General features: G+C 55.3%; 17 protein-coding genes and 1 other RNA gene. 11 read left to right on the plus strand and 7 right to left on the minus strand.

Features of this window, described 5'->3' with window-relative positions:
* Window positions 1–146: 146 nt before the first annotated feature.
* Window positions 147–1007, minus strand: coding sequence for an acyl-CoA thioesterase II (gene tesB, locus BN2591_RS09960; protein WP_086871085.1), 861 nt, complete (start codon window positions 1005–1007; stop codon window positions 147–149).
* Window positions 1008–1222: 215 nt separating this feature from the next.
* On the opposite strand from tesB, the gene BN2591_RS09965 reads away from it, so the two are divergent.
* Window positions 1223–1792 (plus strand): YbaY family lipoprotein, encoded by a 570-nt coding sequence (locus tag BN2591_RS09965; RefSeq protein ID WP_017458902.1) that lies wholly within the window; start codon window positions 1223–1225, stop codon window positions 1790–1792.
* A gap of 32 nt (window positions 1793–1824) precedes the next feature.
* On the opposite strand, the gene BN2591_RS09970 is transcribed toward BN2591_RS09965, so the two are convergent.
* A complete protein-coding gene (locus BN2591_RS09970; RefSeq protein ID WP_017458903.1) occupies window positions 1825–2136 on the minus strand; it encodes an MGMT family protein in 312 nt (103 codons plus the stop codon).
* A 165-nt stretch (window positions 2137–2301) separates the two neighbouring features.
* Here BN2591_RS09970 and ffs point away from each other — a divergent pair.
* Window positions 2302–2398, plus strand: an RNA gene (gene ffs / locus BN2591_RS09975) — signal recognition particle sRNA small type.
* 31 nt (window positions 2399–2429) lie between these two features.
* On the opposite strand, the gene BN2591_RS09980 is transcribed toward ffs, so the two are convergent.
* The gene (locus tag BN2591_RS09980; RefSeq protein ID WP_086871087.1) at window positions 2430–2843 is read right to left on the minus strand and encodes a GFA family protein; all 414 of its coding nucleotides are present in this window, start codon (window positions 2841–2843) and stop codon (window positions 2430–2432) included.
* A gap of 151 nt (window positions 2844–2994) precedes the next feature.
* On the opposite strand from BN2591_RS09980, the gene BN2591_RS09985 reads away from it, so the two are divergent.
* Window positions 2995–3588, plus strand: a complete 594-nt coding sequence (locus tag BN2591_RS09985) for a hypothetical protein (RefSeq protein WP_086871090.1) — start codon at window positions 2995–2997, stop codon at window positions 3586–3588.
* Window positions 3589–3591: 3 nt separating this feature from the next.
* Here the strand turns inward: BN2591_RS09985 and yczR are convergent, their stop codons facing one another.
* The gene (yczR, locus tag BN2591_RS09990) at window positions 3592–5013 is read right to left on the minus strand and encodes a MocR-like transcription factor YczR (protein ID WP_086871093.1); all 1422 of its coding nucleotides are present in this window, start codon (window positions 5011–5013) and stop codon (window positions 3592–3594) included.
* Between the two features lie 84 nt (window positions 5014–5097).
* On the opposite strand from yczR, the gene yczE reads away from it, so the two are divergent.
* The 7 genes from yczE to BN2591_RS10025 all read left to right on the plus strand — a co-directional run bounded on the left by yczE (window position 5098) and on the right by BN2591_RS10025 (window position 12019).
* Window positions 5098–5709 (plus strand): membrane protein YczE, encoded by a 612-nt coding sequence (yczE, locus tag BN2591_RS09995; RefSeq protein WP_086871095.1) that lies wholly within the window; start codon window positions 5098–5100, stop codon window positions 5707–5709.
* Between the two features lie 132 nt (window positions 5710–5841).
* Window positions 5842–6387, plus strand: a complete 546-nt coding sequence (locus tag BN2591_RS10000) for a GNAT family N-acetyltransferase (protein ID WP_086871097.1) — start codon at window positions 5842–5844, stop codon at window positions 6385–6387.
* Window positions 6388–6622: 235 nt separating this feature from the next.
* Window positions 6623–6874: a hypothetical protein gene (locus BN2591_RS10005; RefSeq protein WP_017459970.1), complete on the plus strand. Its 252-nt coding sequence runs from the start codon at window positions 6623–6625 to the stop codon at window positions 6872–6874.
* Window positions 6871–7089, plus strand: a complete 219-nt coding sequence (locus tag BN2591_RS10010; protein ID WP_086871100.1) for a hypothetical protein — start codon at window positions 6871–6873, stop codon at window positions 7087–7089. Before BN2591_RS10005 ends, BN2591_RS10010 begins: the two co-directional genes overlap by 4 nt.
* Before the next feature lie 256 nt (window positions 7090–7345).
* Window positions 7346–8425, plus strand: a complete 1080-nt coding sequence (locus BN2591_RS10015; protein WP_086872114.1) for a LacI family DNA-binding transcriptional regulator — start codon at window positions 7346–7348, stop codon at window positions 8423–8425.
* Window positions 8426–8530: 105 nt separating this feature from the next.
* Window positions 8531–11605: a beta-galactosidase gene (locus BN2591_RS10020; protein ID WP_086871102.1), complete on the plus strand. Its 3075-nt coding sequence runs from the start codon at window positions 8531–8533 to the stop codon at window positions 11603–11605.
* Window positions 11606–11665: 60 nt separating this feature from the next.
* Window positions 11666–12019, plus strand: a complete 354-nt coding sequence (locus BN2591_RS10025; protein ID WP_086871104.1) for a DUF1428 domain-containing protein — start codon at window positions 11666–11668, stop codon at window positions 12017–12019.
* 8 nt (window positions 12020–12027) lie between these two features.
* Here BN2591_RS10025 and BN2591_RS10030 read toward each other — a convergent pair whose 3' ends face one another.
* Together BN2591_RS10030 and BN2591_RS10035 are read right to left on the minus strand one after the other, a co-directional pair.
* Window positions 12028–12573 carry a flavin reductase family protein gene (locus BN2591_RS10030; protein ID WP_086871106.1) on the minus strand — a complete coding sequence of 182 codons (546 nt, stop codon included), beginning with the start codon at window positions 12571–12573 and terminating at the stop codon, window positions 12028–12030.
* 43 nt (window positions 12574–12616) lie between these two features.
* Window positions 12617–14176 (minus strand): EAL domain-containing protein, encoded by a 1560-nt coding sequence (locus BN2591_RS10035; RefSeq protein WP_086871109.1) that lies wholly within the window; start codon window positions 14174–14176, stop codon window positions 12617–12619.
* 99 nt (window positions 14177–14275) lie between these two features.
* On the opposite strand from BN2591_RS10035, the gene BN2591_RS10040 reads away from it, so the two are divergent.
* Window positions 14276–14992, plus strand: a complete 717-nt coding sequence (locus BN2591_RS10040) for a GntR family transcriptional regulator (RefSeq protein ID WP_086871111.1) — start codon at window positions 14276–14278, stop codon at window positions 14990–14992.
* Between the two features lie 2 nt (window positions 14993–14994).
* Here the strand turns inward: BN2591_RS10040 and BN2591_RS10045 are convergent, their stop codons facing one another.
* Complete coding sequence (locus tag BN2591_RS10045; protein WP_086871113.1) at window positions 14995–16194, minus strand: enolase C-terminal domain-like protein; 1200 nt, start codon at window positions 16192–16194, stop codon at window positions 14995–14997.
* Window positions 16195–16199 lie beyond the last annotated feature (5 nt).

Below are 16199 nucleotides of genomic sequence, written 5' to 3' on the forward strand. Positions count from 1 at the left end.
GGCAGCCCGTTTACGGGCCGTAAGTAAAGAAGTTTGATGCAAATGTCAGATCGTATGCGCCTGTTAGGGCGCGGCTGGTAACAGAGCCTTACAGGCGCATCTGAAAAACCTCCGGCTATGCCGGAGGGTATTTATTTAAAACGGGATTAGTTGCGATTGCGCATGACGCCTTCCTGCACGCTGGACGCCACCAGCACACCCTCTTGTGTATAGAACTCGCCGCGCACAAAACCGCGAGCGCTGGAGGCTGAGGTGCTTTCCACACTGTAGAGCAACCACTCGTTCATATTAAATGGGCGATGGAACCACATCGAGTGGTCAATAGTGGCAACCTGCATACCGCGCTCAAGAAAGCCAACGCCATGCGGCTGAAGCGCAACCGGCAGGAAGTTAAAGTCCGAGGCATAGCCAAGCAGATATTGATGCACGCGGAAATCGTCCGGCACGGTGCCGTTTGCGCGGATCCATACCTGGCGGGTGGGCTCGGCGACGTGGCCTTTCAGCGGGTTATGAAACTCAACCGGGCGGATCTCCAGCGGCTTGTCACTAAGAAACTTCTCTTTGGCCTGCGGGGGTAATAAATGGGCAAGCGCGCGGGCAATATCCGTTTCAGATTGCAGCGAATCCGGCGACGGTGCCTGCGGCATCGTTTTTTGGTGCTCGTAGCCGGTTTCCGGTGCCTGGAAGGACGCGGTCATGTAGAAAATCGGTTTGCCGTTCTGGATGGCCGCAACGCGTCGGGCGCTGAAACTGTTGCCATCACGCAGCACTTCCACGTCGTAGACAATCGGTTTTTCGCTATCGCCCGGACGTAAAAAGTAACTGTGGAATGAATGCACCAGGCGCTCGGCAGGAACGGTCTCTTTGGCGGCGTACAAGGCCTGACCTACGACCTGGCCGCCAAAAACCTGGCGCAAGCCGAGATCTTCGCTCTGCCCGCGAAACAAGCCCTCTTCAATTTTTTCCAGGTTCAGTAATGCCAGCAGATTGGATAACGCCTGACTCATAAATTTCCTCAAAATAATAACGGCTGACGGAGCGAATTATCCGAATAGTATAACCTGGAAAAATTGCTGGTCCGATGGGTTCAATAATCTGAATAGATGGCAGTTTGCAGGAATATATCCGGCACGTGTGCCACACTTGTTCAGGTTACGATGGTTTGACCACACATCCTGGCGGGCGAAACGCCTGCCGGTGCATTGAAGATAAGGAGAAATCAATGAAACTCGTGCACATGTTAAGTGGTTTAGCAGTCGCGGTCGCGCTGTCTGCCTGCGCCCAAAAGGGCGGCGATATTCCGACACCTGCACCTAACCCAAATGCACCTGCGGCAACAAATAAACCGGCAATCGCTCAACCGAATGTTTCGGGTACGGTTTGGATCCGTCAGAAAGTGGCGCTGCCGCCAGACGCGGTACTCACCGTGACGGTTTCTGATGCTTCGCAGGCAGATGCGCCGTCGAAAGTACTGGCGCAGAAAGCTGTCCGTACTGAAGGTAAACAGTCACCGTTTAGCTTTGTGCTGCCATTTAACCCGGCGGATATTCAGCCGAACGCCCGTATCCTGCTGAGCGCGGCGATTACCATTGACAACAAAATTGTCTTTATTACCGATACGGTTAAGCCGGTTATCAACCAGGGTGGTACAAAAGTTGACCTGACACTGGTGCCGGTACAGCAAACCGCTGTGCCGCTGCAACAAAGTGGCGGGGCGGCAACGACGGTGCCTTCCACTTCTCCGACGCAGGTAAACCCGTCGGAAGCGACACCTGCGCCGACGCAGTACTAATATGACCAGGCTCCTCCCGGTTGGGAGGAGCCTTAATAGATCCAGCGATAATGCTGTAAATCGATTTGCCCACTTCCCGACACCACCACGCCTTCCGCCAGCAGCGCCTGACGTTGACGCTGTAAATCCGGCCCGGTCAGCGAGATACAACCATGACGATTCACCACCCGATGCCACGGTAACGTGCTGCCTTCCGGTAAGCGTTTCAGTACGCCGCCCACCTGGCGCGCCGCGCGCGGTGAACCGGCCAGCTTCGCCACATCACCATAGGTCGTGACATAGCCTTCGGGGATGGCGGCAACGATTTGCCACACCCGCTGCGGGAAAGAGTCCTGTGTATCCATTGTGATGTCCTGAAGAAAGAAGAGGCAGCATAAACAGCGAAACGCGTGCTGTGAAGTGGGGATTGCGCAAGAAACCAGCATCCGCCCCGGCGCGGCTTGCAATTGCCATCCCGGATAGGGATAATGCGCCAGCGCGTTGGTTAACAACGCTCTCAATGGGGGCTCTGTTGGTTCTCCCGCAACGCTACTCTGTTCACCAGGTCAGGTCCGGAAGGAAGCAGCCAGGGCAGATGACGTGTGTGCCGGGATGTAGCTGGCAGGGCCCCCACCCATTTCTGCTTCCTTTGTTTTTCTCACTCGCGTGAATAGCGCAAATACCCGGCAATACCCTCGCTTCCGCCATCCGACGGGTGATTAACACCTTCTGAAACCGGCACTTGCGCAAAATCAAAGGGCGAAACACCGGCAATACAGGCCACATTAACACCGTACTGATCCGGGTTTGAACGCCGCTGATGGAACGTGTAGATACCGCAAACCGAGCAAAAATAGTGCACAGCGGTTCCGGTGTTAAAGCGGTATTCGGTCAATTTATCCTTGCCCTTAAAAACCTCAATACCGGAGAGTGGGGCCGACACGGCAACGGCGCCGCGCATTCTGCAAAAAGTACAGTTACAGCGCCGAACGGTGTTAAAACCGTCCGAAAGCTGTACAGTAAACGCCACCGCGCCGCAGTGACACTGCGCCTTTAACTTTTCCGACATCACTTTCCTCACAGAGCAAATTAAACGGGTCTTTCAACCTTAGCCTTTTTTACCTTTTTTGGTGGGGGGAAACGCGTGGGTTCACTGGTGATGTTTTTATGCAGAAACGGTACGCTGTAGCCGCAAAAATAATTCTGATAAAAGGGCAGGGAGTATGCGCAACATCGTATTGGCATTGACATTATCGGTATCGACGGCACCTTTTGCCGCCACATTGCAGTCGGGCGTTTATGAAGGGCTGCAACTGGCGGTATCCCCCTCCGGGCAGGTCACGGGTTACTACTCTGAAACAATGGGGGTTGGCGTGACGCGAAACTGCTCCTTTGCGCTGACGGGTAATGCGTCTCCAGCCGGGGAGGCGGAAATATCCAGTTGGTCTTCCGATGTGCTGCCGGGGCATCTTTCCGCCACGGCGGACGGCGTAACATTGAAGATTGCGAACGGGCAAAACCATGACGGCTGCATGAATGTGATGGTGCCGCAGATCAACGAGGGGATTGTGTTGAGTAAAACACAGTCGACGCAATGGGTTTCTCTCGCCGAAGTGATTGATGAGCGGGTTTATCTCAGCAGCACACCGGATGCCAGCACGCGGCGTAAGGCATGGATTGTCAAAGATGATGTTGTGGGGGTGCTGAAAACCGGGCAAGGATGGACGCAGATCCAGTTTATTAGCGAGGCGGGAAAAAGCACCACTGGCTGGGTTAACAGCCAGTCGCTAAAGCCGCTGACACCACCTGCGTCCTGAGTATTACACCAGGCTACGTTTTAATGGCACTTCCGTTGCGCGAAGCGCCAGCCATAAGGGTTTGAGCCGCAGTAGCGCATTTTCCAGCTCATTTGAATCCAGCGCGAAAGGGATACGCAAATAGCGTTCAAACGCCCCTGTCAGCCCAAAACGCGGGCCAGCGCCGAGGTGGATACCGATCGTTTCCGCGCGCGCGGCAAATTGTGTTGCCAGCATGTCGGGCAGCTCTATCCAGAAAGAGAGGCCACCTTCCGGCAGCGAGAAACGCCAGTCGGGGAAATGTTCCCGCAGCAGCGCCGCGCAGCGATCGCGGCGTGCTTTGAGCATGTCACGACGCGCAGGCAGGAAGCTTTCGCCATTTTCCATCAGCCATAGCGTCGCCAGCTGTTCCAGTAGCGGTGAGCCAAGCTCCAGCGTATCGCGCGTCTGCACCAGCGTGGCAATGGTCCGCGATGAGGCACGGATCCAGCCCAAACGCAGTCCACCCCAGAACGTTTTCCCCGCCGAACCGATCGTAATGACTGTACTGCTACTATCAAACGCCGCCATGGGCGGTGGTGGCGGAGATTCGTACCACAAATCAACCATCGTTTCGTCGACCACCAGGGTGGTGCGCGCTTGCGCGGCAACGCTGACGATGGCCTGGCGCGTGGCGATATCCATACAGCGGCCGGTTGGGTTGTGATAATCAGGCATGACGTAAGCCAGCCGTGGCGCGGTCTGCGCCAGCGTCGCGGCGAAACCGTCGGTGTCCCAGCCCGTTTGCGGCAAGGAAACGCCAACTGGTCTGCATGACGCGCCCTGAATGGCGGCAATGGCCAGCGGATAGGTCGGATGATCGACCACCACGCGATCGCCGGGCCCGGTCAGCATACGCAGAACCAGCGCCAGCCCACTGAGCGCGCCATTGACCACCATCACTTCATCTGCATGCGTCGGCAAGCCGCGGGCGGTGTATCGCGCGGCAATCGCTTCGCGCAGCGTCTGCACACCTAATTGCCCGTAACCTGTGCGCGAAAGATAGGGTGGAATGGCCGCCAGCGCGTGGGTGTAAGCCTGGTGGATTTCCGGCCCAGCGCTGAGTGCGGCAGTGGAGAGATCAAGTGCGGTGCCCGCCGTGCTGAGCGTGGGGATCGCGCGGCTATCGGGCAGGATCACGCGCGAGCCACTGCCGTGGCGGCTCTCCAGATAACCTTCATCACGCAGGTGTGCGAGTGCGCTGGCAACCGTTGTGCGGCTGATCTCAAGTGCTGAGGCCAGTTCACGCTCTCCGGGAAGGCGTGTCTCAATTGCCAGCCTGCCATCAAGGATCAGCAGGCGCAGCGCGTCGGCAAGTTGTCGCCATAACGGCGTACGGGAAGCGGGTTGTTGCCAGTGACCCAACAGACGGTGTAAAGAGTGGCTACCCAGGCGGCGTGATGACATATACAGTCCACTATTTTAAAACTGGACATTAATAATAAGGCCATTTCCGGTAAAGATGAAAGCCTGAACAACCGGAGAAAAACAATGCTGCGTCGATTAATTCAACTTTATATAGGCCTGGTTCTGTACGGCGTTTCCACCGCCATGTTTGTGCGCGCTGATCTGGGCGCGGACCCGTGGAACGTTTTTCACCTGGGCGTAATGAAACGGCTATCGCTGGATATTGGGACGGTGATGATCGTCACCGGGGCGCTGGTGCTGCTGTTGTGGATCCCGTTGCGCCAGCGGCCCGGATTGGGAACGATCAGTAATGTGATTGTATTAGGCCTTGCCGCCGATGCCGCGCTGTCGCTGATGCCGGTGCTGGATTCGCTGGTGGCGCGCGGCACGTTGCTGATTTCTGCCGTGGTGGTGAATGCCATCGCGACCGGAATGTATATTGGCGCGGGGTTTGGTGCCGGGCCGCGCGATGGGTTAATGACCGGTATTCATGCGCGTACCGGCTGGTCGGTGCGGGCTATCCGCACAGCGATAGAAGTTTCTGTGCTGCTTATTGGCTGGCTGTTGGGGGGAACCGTTGGCGTGGGGACGGTGGTTTACGCCCTGGCGATTGGCCCGTTGATCCAGCTTTGCCTGCCATGGTTTCGTCAGAAACCCGCGCTAAAACCTGAACCACAAAGCGAGCCAGCGCTATAAATGTGTATTTAATGCAATGTACTTAGCCATTCACTTCCTCAATTTTGCTGTTAAACGGGCGGTTTACTTTATAAAACGGCCAGGGGATTCTGGTGTAACACATCCGCTGGCGTTGAAAAGGAGTGATGGCTAATGACCACACCCGAGCTCGAAACCGCAAGACTTTTTCTCAAGCCGCTGGCATCGGAAGATGCCACGCAAATTCAGCGTATTTTCCCGCGCTGGGAAATTGTGCGCTACCTGATAGCCAGTGTGCCCTGGCCCTACCCGGACGGTGCCGCGCAGCATTATGTCGATAATGTTGCGCTGCCGGCAAACCGCGCAGGGGAAGGCTGGTTTTGGACGTTGCGTCGCAAAGCAAACCCGGCAGAGTTAATGGGGGTTATTTGCTTAATGAATACGCCAGACAATAACCGTGGTTTCTGGCTCGCGCCGGAGTGGCAAGGGCAGGGCTTTATGACGGAGGCTTGCCATGCGGTGAATGATTACTGGTTTAATGTGCTCGAGCGTGATGTGTTGCGCGCCCCGAAAGCCGTGGCGAATGTGCGCTCGAAAAAGATCTCTGAACGCTGCGGAATGCGGCTGGTTCGCCGCCAGAAGGGGCAATACGTCTCCGGCGAACTGGACACCGAACTTTGGGAGATAACCCGCGACGAATGGAATAATCTTCACCGCTGAATCCTGTCAGCCTAATGAGGCTGGCAGGATATTTATATTTTATTGTCGATATATTTATTTATGCTGGTTTGCTTTGTCATTTTACTGAAATATTAATTTAATTTTTTTGTCATAATTGTCAGGCAGATTAATCTTGGGCTTTTATAAGTTGTTATAATTCTGAAATATATTTGTGGATCAGTTCCATAAGTTCGTGTATTAATTAGCATGTTTATTCACACAAGAAGGGATAATCATGGCCAGTGCTGTATTAAACGTCAAAATTGATGAAGCGCTAAAAGAGAAACTTCGTCATTACGCAGAAGTAAATAGTGAAAATCTCGGTACCGCGACAGAAAAGCTGTTGCTGCTGGCTTTTCAGGCTGCGGAAGAGGCGGGAGTATCGGAAGACGACATTGATAACCAGCATACCGAAGAAGAGAGCTCTACTCCGTTAACTCCTAAAGAAATTAAAGCGTTACGCAAACTTCTGAAGAAGAAAAAATGAACCAACAACTGCTATCTACCGCCAGCAACTACGGCGAAGCCTGCGAGATGCTGCGCTCAGGTTTTGTCAAACAAGTTCGTCTGGACTGGAATATCGGAAGTGATGAGTTTTTTCGCATTGCATCAGACTGGTGCGACGCCGGAGCAAAAATTAAAAAAGACGGACACAGCTTTATTATTTCGCTAAAAGGCTTCCCGATCCCACGTCAGCAGTAATGTATTTGTCATGAAACTGTCATTTTAATTGCATTAAAAAATGTGATGGTGGTTTCATAATAAAAATACGTAACCATCTCAAATGCACATTACGGATGATGTTTCCGACGAGCCTTTTGTGGCTCGTCGCTATTTCTTTTCCCGCAAAATAACCTTCAACGGTATTTGGCCCTGCCTGGTATTTTCTCTGAAGCGCCCACAGGCGCAGACCTGCAAACCGGGTATACTGGAAAACTGTTTGCAGCCGGGAAGCGCTATGAAAACCATTACTCTTTATGATGTCGCCAGCCATGCGGGCGTCTCTTACCAGACCGTTTCGCGCGTGATTAACGATGCGGCGCATGTCTCTCCACGGACGCGCGAGAAAGTGCTTGCTGCGATGGCGGAGCTGCATTACATCCCCAATCGCGGCGCTCAGCAACTGGCGGGTAAACGTACGAAAACGCTCGGTTTGTTGACAACCGATCTGGCGTTGCATGCGCCATCGCAAATCGCGTCGGCGGTAAAGTCCCGCGCCGGGCAGGCCGCCGCCAGCGTGATCATTTCTATGCTGGAGCAGCACGATGCAACCAGTTGTTCGGCTGCCTTACAGGAACTGCTGGCGCAGCGCGTTGAAGGCGTGTTGATCAACGTGCCGCTTGATGATGCGTTGGCGCAGCAACTCGCGGCACAGGCGACCCCCACGCCCGTGTTATTTCTGGATGTTAGTGAGACGGCCGCGGTGAACAGCCTGGTGTTTGATGCCATGCAAGGTGCGCGGCTTGGCGTAGAACATCTGCTGGCGCAGGGGCACCGTCAGATCGCGTTACTCGGCGGACCGCAGGCCTCGGTTTCCGCGCGTACCCGCTTTGCCGGCTGGCTGACGGCACTTCAGCAGGCTGGCCTTACGCCTTGTGCCAGCGCGCATGGTGACTGGAGCGCGGCTTCCGGGTATGAAAAAGCGCACAGTTTGCTCGCGGGTTCGCAGTTACCCGACGCGGTGCTGGTGGCAAATGATCAAATGGCGCTTGGCGTTATCCGCGCCTGCGTCGAGAAAGGGATTGACGTGCCGGCACAGATCTCGGTGGTAGGTTATGACGATACCGCCGATAGCGCCTGGTTTTCCCCGTCGCTTACCACCATCCGCCAGACGTTTAAAGAGGCCGGAGAGCGAAGCGTCGACTGGCTACTCAACCCGTCAGCCCGGAGCGATGTCACAGGCCAAACGCGGTTGCCGGTGATGCTTATCGAGCGACACTCCACCGCGCCAGCCCGGCAACAGAAACTGAGTGGTGAAACCCTTGCCAGGCGCTTAAACGAACTGGCGCAGCAGGTCGCGATGCTGGATCGCCGTTAACACTTTTGTGATCGCCTTCGCTTTGAGCCTGCTTCCCACTTTACCGGTGGTGAAAAATGCGTCATTGTGCCTTTAATTGTGAGCGCTTCGCAAAATGAGGTTTTTATGTCCGCTTCCGCGTTAAATTCGATTCTCTCCCGCCGCGACTGGGAAAACCCGGTTCTCACACAGTGGCACCGTTTACCCGCGCATGCACCGATGCGCAGCTGGCGCGATGAAGTCTCTGCGCGCGACAACACGGCATCACCCGCACGTCGTTTACTCAATGGCTACTGGCAATTCAGCTTTTTCGCTGCGCCAGACGCGGTGCCGGCAGGTTGGATCGACAAAGATTGCGCTGATGCGGTGGCAATGCCAGTGCCTTCAAACTGGCAAATGCAGGGGTTTGATACGCCGATTTATACCAATGTCACTTACCCGATTCCGGTGAAACCCCCGTTTGTACCGCAACAAAATCCGACAGGTTGTTACTCGCTCACATTTGAAATGAGCGAATCAGAACTGGCGCACGGGCAAACCCGTATTGTTTTTGATGGGGTGAACTCGGCTTTTTATCTGTGGTGTAACGGGCAATGGATCGGCTACTCCCAGGACAGCCGCCTGCCTGCGGAGTTTGATTTGAGCCAGGCACTCAAGGCCGGAGAGAACCGGCTGGCGGTGATGGTATTGCGCTGGTGCGATGGCAGCTACCTGGAAGATCAGGATATGTGGCGAATGAGCGGCATTTTTCGCGATGTCTCTTTGCAACATAAACCGGCCACGCGGATTGCTGATTTTCATCACGTTACGCAGCTAAATGCGCAACTGACTCACGGGGAGTTACAGGTTAATGCCCGGCTTGAAGGTGAGGTTACCGATTGCCGCATTGCTTTCGCGTTATGGCGAGGGGAAGAAAAAATCGCCGAAACGCAGCAAACACCGGGCAGCGCGGTGGTTGATGAACGCGGAAGCTGGGCTGAACGTCTGAGCGTCACGTTGCCGGTGGCTTCCCCATTGTTGTGGAGCGCCGAGACGCCGCATCTTTATCGCCTGACGCTAACCCTGCTCGACGTGCAGGGAAATGTACTGGAGGTGGAAGCCTGTAATGTCGGGTTCCGCCAGGTTGAAATCAGCAACGGCTTGCTGAAACTCAACGGTAAACCGCTGCTGATCCGTGGCGTTAACCGCCACGAGCACCACCCGGAAAACGGGCAGGCAATAGATGAAGCCACCATGCGCCGCGACATTGAGCTAATGAAACAGCATAACTTTAATGCGGTGCGCTGCTCTCACTATCCCAACCATCCGTTGTGGTATCAGTTGTGCGATGAGTACGGTCTATATGTGGTGGATGAGGCCAATATCGAAACCCACGGTATGGTGCCGATGAGCCGTCTCGCTGATGATCCGCTCTGGCTTCCGGCAATGAGCGAACGCGTGACCCGCATGGTACAACGCGATCGTAATCATCCGTCGATCATCATCTGGTCGCTGGGAAATGAGTCGGGGCATGGCGCGAACCACGATGCGCTGTATCGGTGGCTGAAAACCACCGATCCGACGCGCCCGGTGCAGTATGAAGGGGGCGGGGCGAACACCGCCGCGACCGATATTATCTGCCCAATGTATGCGCGTGTTGACCAGGAGCAGCCATTCCCGGCGGTGCCAAAGTGGTCAATCAAAAAGTGGATCGGTTTGCCGGATGAAAGCCGTCCGCTGATTTTATGTGAATACGCCCACGCGATGGGCAACAGCTTCGGCGGCTTTGCCAAATACTGGCAGGCCTTTCGCGCCGCGCCGCGCTTGCAGGGCGGCTTTGTCTGGGATTGGGTCGACCAGGCGCTAACGAAAACGGACGAGAACGGACAGAAATTCTGGGCTTATGGCGGCGATTTTGGCGATACGCCAAATGACCGGCAGTTCTGTATGAACGGGCTGGTTTTCCCGGACCGAACACCGCATCCGGCGCTGTATGAAGCGCAACGCGCCCAGCAATTTTTCCAGTTCAGCCTGCTGAGTACGCAGCCGCTGGTTATTGCGGTGGAGAGCGAATACCTGTTTCGCGCCAGCGATAACGAGTCCCTCCGCTGGCGCGTGGAGCGTGATGGTGAAGTGCTGGCGCAGGGAGAAACGGCACTCAATATCGCACCGCAAGGAAAACAGAAAATTGCGCTCACGCTTCCTGAACTGCATGCGGCACCCGGTGAAGTGTGGCTGAATGTCGAGGTTTACCAGCGGGCAGCGACACGCTGGTCGGCGGCGGAACACCTTTGCGCGTGGGATCAGTGGCGTTTGCCCGCGCCATTGTATATCGCGTCGCGCGAGGTCAAAGGCGCGCGACCGACACTGCAGACGAATGCACAGGATTACACTATCAGCGCGGGTCATCAGCGCTGGCAGTTCTGTCGGCAAAACGGCAACCTGGTGCAGTGGTGGCGCGATGAGCAACCCACGCTTTCCACACCGCTTACGGACTGTTTTGCCCGTGCGCCGCTGGATAACGATATCGGCATCAGTGAAGTGACGCGTATTGACCCCAACGCCTGGGTAGAGCGCTGGAAAGCGGCTGGCATGTATGACCTGCACGCGCAGTTGCTCTATTGCGAGGCGCAAGAGGGGGCGGCAGAAATTGTTATCCATACAGGGCATTGTTGGGTGGGCGCGGGAAAAACGGCCTTTATCAGCCACAAGCGCTGGCGCATTGATAGCCACGGTGTATTGCATGGAGAAGTGGAGGTGCAGGTGGCAACCGATATTCCGCCACCGGCGCGTGTTGGCCTGGTTTGCCAGCTCGCAGAGCACCATGCGCAGGCAAGCTGGTTAGGGTTGGGACCGCATGAAAACTACCCCGACCGTAAACTGGCGGCGCGCCAGGGTTTGTGGACATTGCCACTGGCCGCGCTGCATACGCCCTATATTTTCCCCGGTGAGAATGGCCTGCGTTGCGATACGCGCATGTTGCGCTATGGCGCGCATCGCCTGGACGGCAATTTCCACTTTTCGCTGGGGCGCTACAGCGATGAGCAACTGCGCGAAACCACACATCATCATCTGCTGCATGAAGAGGACGGTTGCTGGTTGCATGTCGATGCGTTCCATATGGGCGTCGGCGGCGATGACTCCTGGAGCCCAAGTGTGTCGTCGGAGTTTATTCTTAACACGGACAAGGTGCGTTACGCCTTTTGCTGGCGGCAAGACTAAACTTATCGGGCCTGATGCGGTGGGGCTGTCCTGCCGCACGGCCACTTCGGAGGTCAACTCATGAAGTATGTTGATGGTTTTGTGGTTGCCGTACCGGCCGATCAAAAAGAGGCTTATCGCCAACTGGCGGCGAAGTCTGTCGTGCTGTTTAAAGAGTTTGGTGCCACGCGGGTTGTTGAATGCTGGGCGGACGATGTGCCCGACGGCAATTTCACCGACTTTCGCATGGCCGTGAAAGCGGAAGACAACGAAGAGGTGGTATTCAGCTGGATTGAATACCCGTCAAAAGAGGTACGCGACGCCGCGAATCAGAAAATCATGGCGGACCCGCGGATGCGCGAACTGGGGAACGAGATGCCCTTTGACGGCAAACGCATGATTTACGGGGGCTTCGTTCCCATTCTTGACGAATAATTAGCCGCTCAGGACACTTTGGTAAACAGCGCCTTGCGTTCCAGCACGTCGCCATCGGTACGGAATACCCCCCCGCCGACATAATGCAGGGTTTGCGGCCACTCCGGCAGGGGGTTAACCCGTGCGGCAACCACTTCAAAAATAAAGAAGTTATAGTTATCCACCATTGCGTCATCGTAGAGCCGGCACTCAAACTGCCCGAAACACTCTTTTATCGACGGCGCGCTGACCTTGTCGCTTTTTTCTGCCGTCAGGCCAAATTCCGCGAACTTGTCGACGTCATCGCCGGTGCAGTTACCGATGCGTGAAACAGTATCGATCATGCTGGCTTCCGGCAGGTTAATCACACATTCACCGCTTTGGCGAATGCGCGCAAAACTGGCGTTTCCCGCTGAGATCATGCAGCCCACCAGCGACGGCGAAAACTCCAGAATCGTATGCCAGCCCAGGGTCATGATATTGTTTTTCCCTTGCCAGTGGCTGCTGAGCAGTACCACCGGGCCGGGTTCCAGCCAGTGCCGGACATCATGCAGCGGCCAGGATTGCTTTTTCATCATGCTTCCTCCGCGTGTTAAACCACTTTTAACAGTAGCAAAACTAGGCGGCGCGCAGGTTGTTTTCCGCCCACTGAATAAAAGCGTCAGGCGGCAGCGCTTTGCTGTAGAGCCAGCCCTGGCCGTACTCCACGCCATACGTCTTTAGCCACTGAAGCTGGCCTTCGGTTTCAATGCCTTCAGCCACCATCGCCAGCCTGAGCGCTTTGGCCATATCGATGATGTGCGGCGTCACGGCTTTGTACTCCAGCGCATCGACAAACGATTTGTCGATTTTGATGATGTCGACATCCAGATTTTGCAGATAGCTCAGGCTGCAATAGCCGGTGCCAAAGTCATCAATGTAAATGGCGTGGCCGGCGGCGCGCAGCGCATTGATTGCCGGGCCGCTCACCGCCGGATCAGCGAAACCGCGTTCGGTGAGTTCAAGGGCGATTTGTGAAGGCGAGAGTTGCCACTGGGCGATCAGACGCGCCAGCAGATCCGGCAGGGTGGGGTCAAGCAGATCCGCCGGCTCAAGGTTAATCGAGATATGTTGATCCGGGTGTTGGTGCAGCCAGGATCCGAGAGTGGAAAATACGGTTTCAACCACCAGTTTGGTCAGCTGAGGCATCAGACCGCTGTGCACCGCCAGCGGAATAAAAATATCTGGCGCAAGGTAGCTGCCATCTTTCTGCCGCCAGCGTGCCAGCGCCTCTGCGCCGACTATCTTGCCGTTATCAAGCTCAACAATTGGTTGAAAAAAAACGGTAATTTCACGTCCGTGAATGGCGTCCTGCAACTGCGCGCGTGGAGAATGCAAACGGCGCAGAAGCCTTAACATGACAAAAACGAGCAGCAGGCTGACCAGCAAACCGAGTGGCAACCACATCATCAATAACCGGTGCCAGTTTTTTTCCAGCGGCGCAATCGCCATCCAGGTGACAATCGCCAGTCCCATATCGGCATCGCGCTGGATCCGGTAGACCTCGCCATCGGTAATGATGCGCGTTGGCCCTTGCTGGTTTATTTGCGCCAGGTTGGCCGCCGTCAGCCGGGGGCTTCCGGCAATGCGCTGGTGCGTTTTGGTATTGATCAGCGCGATATAAACGGGAGAGGTGCCATGCGACAAAATATCAATAAACGATGTTGGATCGACCATCACCACATAATGCGCGCTGCCGATCGCGACCATATATTTCGCCAGACCCAGATCGTTGTGGCGAGTCAGCCAGGCGCGAAAGCCATCAGAGGTGATCTTTCCGGGTTCGGGAAAGGGCAGGATGGGGCTGTCGGCTTGCAGGGATGAGCAGAGCGGTTGCAGCCCGTTGATGTATAGCGCTTCACGCACATAGCGCCACGAATAAGAAATACGCCGCATCGCCAACAAATGTTCGGGCGTACAGGGCGCGCCGTCGTAGGCATCCAGCTCACGCAGCGCGGCTTTACTCTGGTTGATGACGCGTTGGGTACGCATTTCTGCCAGAGTGGAGTACATGTCCAGATCATTCATAAAGTTTTCTTCAGCCTGGCGGTGACTCATCCAGATACTCAGGCTCACCGGCAGGAAAATGGCGAGCACCAGAGCAACTGTCGCAAGACTCATCAGTCGTCGGTTGGTCATGATCAAAAATCCTTCTTTGATACTGATAAACGAGGAGTATCTTTTAGCCGCTGATGTTATAACACGCGGCAGCGATTGTTTTCTTTCAGGAAAGAAAGGATGAAGAAAAAAGAGTTTGTGACCCAGGATTTGCTAAGCAAAATTTATCAAATCAGCGCGCCTGGCCCGCGCAAACTCCCACCTGAACGCCAACTGGCTCAGGAGTATGGCGTCTCGCGCTTTACCATCCGACAGGCGCTGGAAAAACTCGCGAGTATTGGTGTGGTAAATATTGTGCAGGGTTCCGGCATCTGGATTAACGAGCAGGCGCGCAACAATCCGCTGGTTTATAACTCCATCACCGAAAAGCGTTTTGATCAGATTCGTTTCCGCATGATTAGCCTGCATAAAAAGCGCCCGGATCGCGATGAACAGCAAATATTTGGCCTCAACGAGGAGAGCTTTATCTGGCAGTTTTGCCGCCTGCGCTTTGTCGATGAACAAGCGGTACAGATCGAAATATCACGCATGCCGGTAGAAGGGTTTGCCGATCTCAACCAGCAGGTCATTGAGCGTTCTATCCAGCAGTATGTGCTGGGTAAAGGCTACCGGATTTCACATCTGCTAACCACGTACCGGGCGGTGAGCGTGAGTCGCGAACAGGCGGTGCTGCTGGGCTGTAAAAAGGGTAGCCCGGCCATGCACATCAGTAACCGCGGCATCATGGAAGGCGGGCAGGTGTATGAGATCAGCGACATTATTGATATCAACTACACCTGCACGTATGTCATTCCGCATAACCGCGAAAACCTCACCTTCCGCCAGGGTGGCGGCTGACGTTACGGCGTGTGGATTGCGCCGTCGGCAAGGCGGCTTTGCGTCCATTCGTGCGGGCGATAGATCCCTGGGTGTGCCAGCGCTTGCTGTTCATCAAACTGCACGCCAATACCTGGTTTTTCCGGCGCATAAATGAATCCATCTTTAACTTCCGGCGCGCCCGGGAAAACCGCGTCTGTGTTGGCGGTGCGGGGGATATACTCCTGAATCGCCGCATTATGCAGATGAATATTGAGATGCGTATTCACCGCCACACCAATGGGCGTCATATCTCCCGGCCCGTGCCAGGCCAGTCGTACGCCGAATGCCTGGCACAGAATCGCCAGTTTTAATGCCGGTGTGATGCCGCCAATCTGCGAAATGTGGCAGCGGATAAAATCGATGCGGCGGTTCACAATCAACTCGTGCCACTCTGCCGGGTTATTAAATAGCTCGCCCATCGCCAGCGGCGCACTGCTGTGCTGGCGTACGTGATCCAGCCACGCGCTTTGCGTCGGCGGCAAAATATCTTCAATGAAATAAGGCTGATAGGGTTCAAGCTGCTTCGCTAACTGCACCGCTTGCTGCGGGAATAAGCGTTCGTGAACATCGTGCAGGATCTGCAAGCGATAACCATATTTTTCCCGCAACGCTTTAAACATCGCCACGGTATTGGCCATGTACTCCTGCTGATCAAAATAGGCGCCTGTGGTTGGATTTTCCGGCGTATGCAGTTGCGCAGGCGTACCGCCGTAAAAACCGAGCTGGCAGCGAATATGCCGGTAGCCCTGAGCCGCCAGCTTGTCGACGGCGGTGAATAATGCTTCCAGCGTTTCGCCACTGGCGTGGCTGTAGGCGGCGATAGCATCACGTGATTTCCCGCCGAGCAACTGGTACAGCGGCATACCCGCTAGTTGACCCTTGATATCCCATAGCGCCATATCAACGCCTGAAATGGCGTTATTCATGATCGGGCCGTTACGCCAGTAGGCGTTGACGTTCATCATTTGCCAGAGATCTTCAATATGGTTGGCATCGCGGCCAATCAACAAGGGTTTCAGATATTCATCGACCAGCGTTTTTACCGCCAGCGGACGTTGCTGGAAGGTGGCGCAACCGTGCCCCGTGATGCCTTTATCGGTTGTCACCCGCACTACCACCAGGTTGTGGCGGTCGGGTCGGGTAATAAAACATTCGATATTCTGGATAAGTGTGGGCGTCACGGGAG

The sequence above is a fragment of the Kosakonia pseudosacchari genome (assembly GCF_900184035.1).
Taxonomy (GTDB): Bacteria; Pseudomonadota; Gammaproteobacteria; order Enterobacterales; family Enterobacteriaceae; genus Kosakonia; species Kosakonia pseudosacchari.

Coding starts and splice junctions, on each gene's coding strand:
- BN2591_RS10005 (WP_017459970.1), top strand. CDS start 6,623: ATGGCCAGTGCTGTATTAAACGTCAAAATTGATGAAGCGCTAAAAGAG.
- BN2591_RS10030 (WP_086871106.1), bottom strand. CDS start 12,573: ATGAAAAAGCAATCCTGGCCGCTGCATGATGTCCGGCACTGGCTGGAA.
- BN2591_RS10035 (WP_086871109.1), bottom strand. CDS start 14,176: ATGACCAACCGACGACTGATGAGTCTTGCGACAGTTGCTCTGGTGCTC.
- BN2591_RS09985 (WP_086871090.1), top strand. CDS start 2,995: ATGCGCAACATCGTATTGGCATTGACATTATCGGTATCGACGGCACCT.
- BN2591_RS10020 (WP_086871102.1), top strand. CDS start 8,531: ATGTCCGCTTCCGCGTTAAATTCGATTCTCTCCCGCCGCGACTGGGAA.
- BN2591_RS10015 (WP_086872114.1), top strand. CDS start 7,346: ATGAAAACCATTACTCTTTATGATGTCGCCAGCCATGCGGGCGTCTCT.
- BN2591_RS10040 (WP_086871111.1), top strand. CDS start 14,276: ATGAAGAAAAAAGAGTTTGTGACCCAGGATTTGCTAAGCAAAATTTAT.
- BN2591_RS10010 (WP_086871100.1), top strand. CDS start 6,871: ATGAACCAACAACTGCTATCTACCGCCAGCAACTACGGCGAAGCCTGC.
- yczR (WP_086871093.1), bottom strand. CDS start 5,013: ATGTCATCACGCCGCCTGGGTAGCCACTCTTTACACCGTCTGTTGGGT.
- yczE (WP_086871095.1), top strand. CDS start 5,098: ATGCTGCGTCGATTAATTCAACTTTATATAGGCCTGGTTCTGTACGGC.
- BN2591_RS10025 (WP_086871104.1), top strand. CDS start 11,666: ATGAAGTATGTTGATGGTTTTGTGGTTGCCGTACCGGCCGATCAAAAA.
- BN2591_RS09965 (WP_017458902.1), top strand. CDS start 1,223: ATGAAACTCGTGCACATGTTAAGTGGTTTAGCAGTCGCGGTCGCGCTG.
- tesB (WP_086871085.1), bottom strand. CDS start 1,007: ATGAGTCAGGCGTTATCCAATCTGCTGGCATTACTGAACCTGGAAAAA.
- BN2591_RS09970 (WP_017458903.1), bottom strand. CDS start 2,136: ATGGATACACAGGACTCTTTCCCGCAGCGGGTGTGGCAAATCGTTGCC.
- BN2591_RS10000 (WP_086871097.1), top strand. CDS start 5,842: ATGACCACACCCGAGCTCGAAACCGCAAGACTTTTTCTCAAGCCGCTG.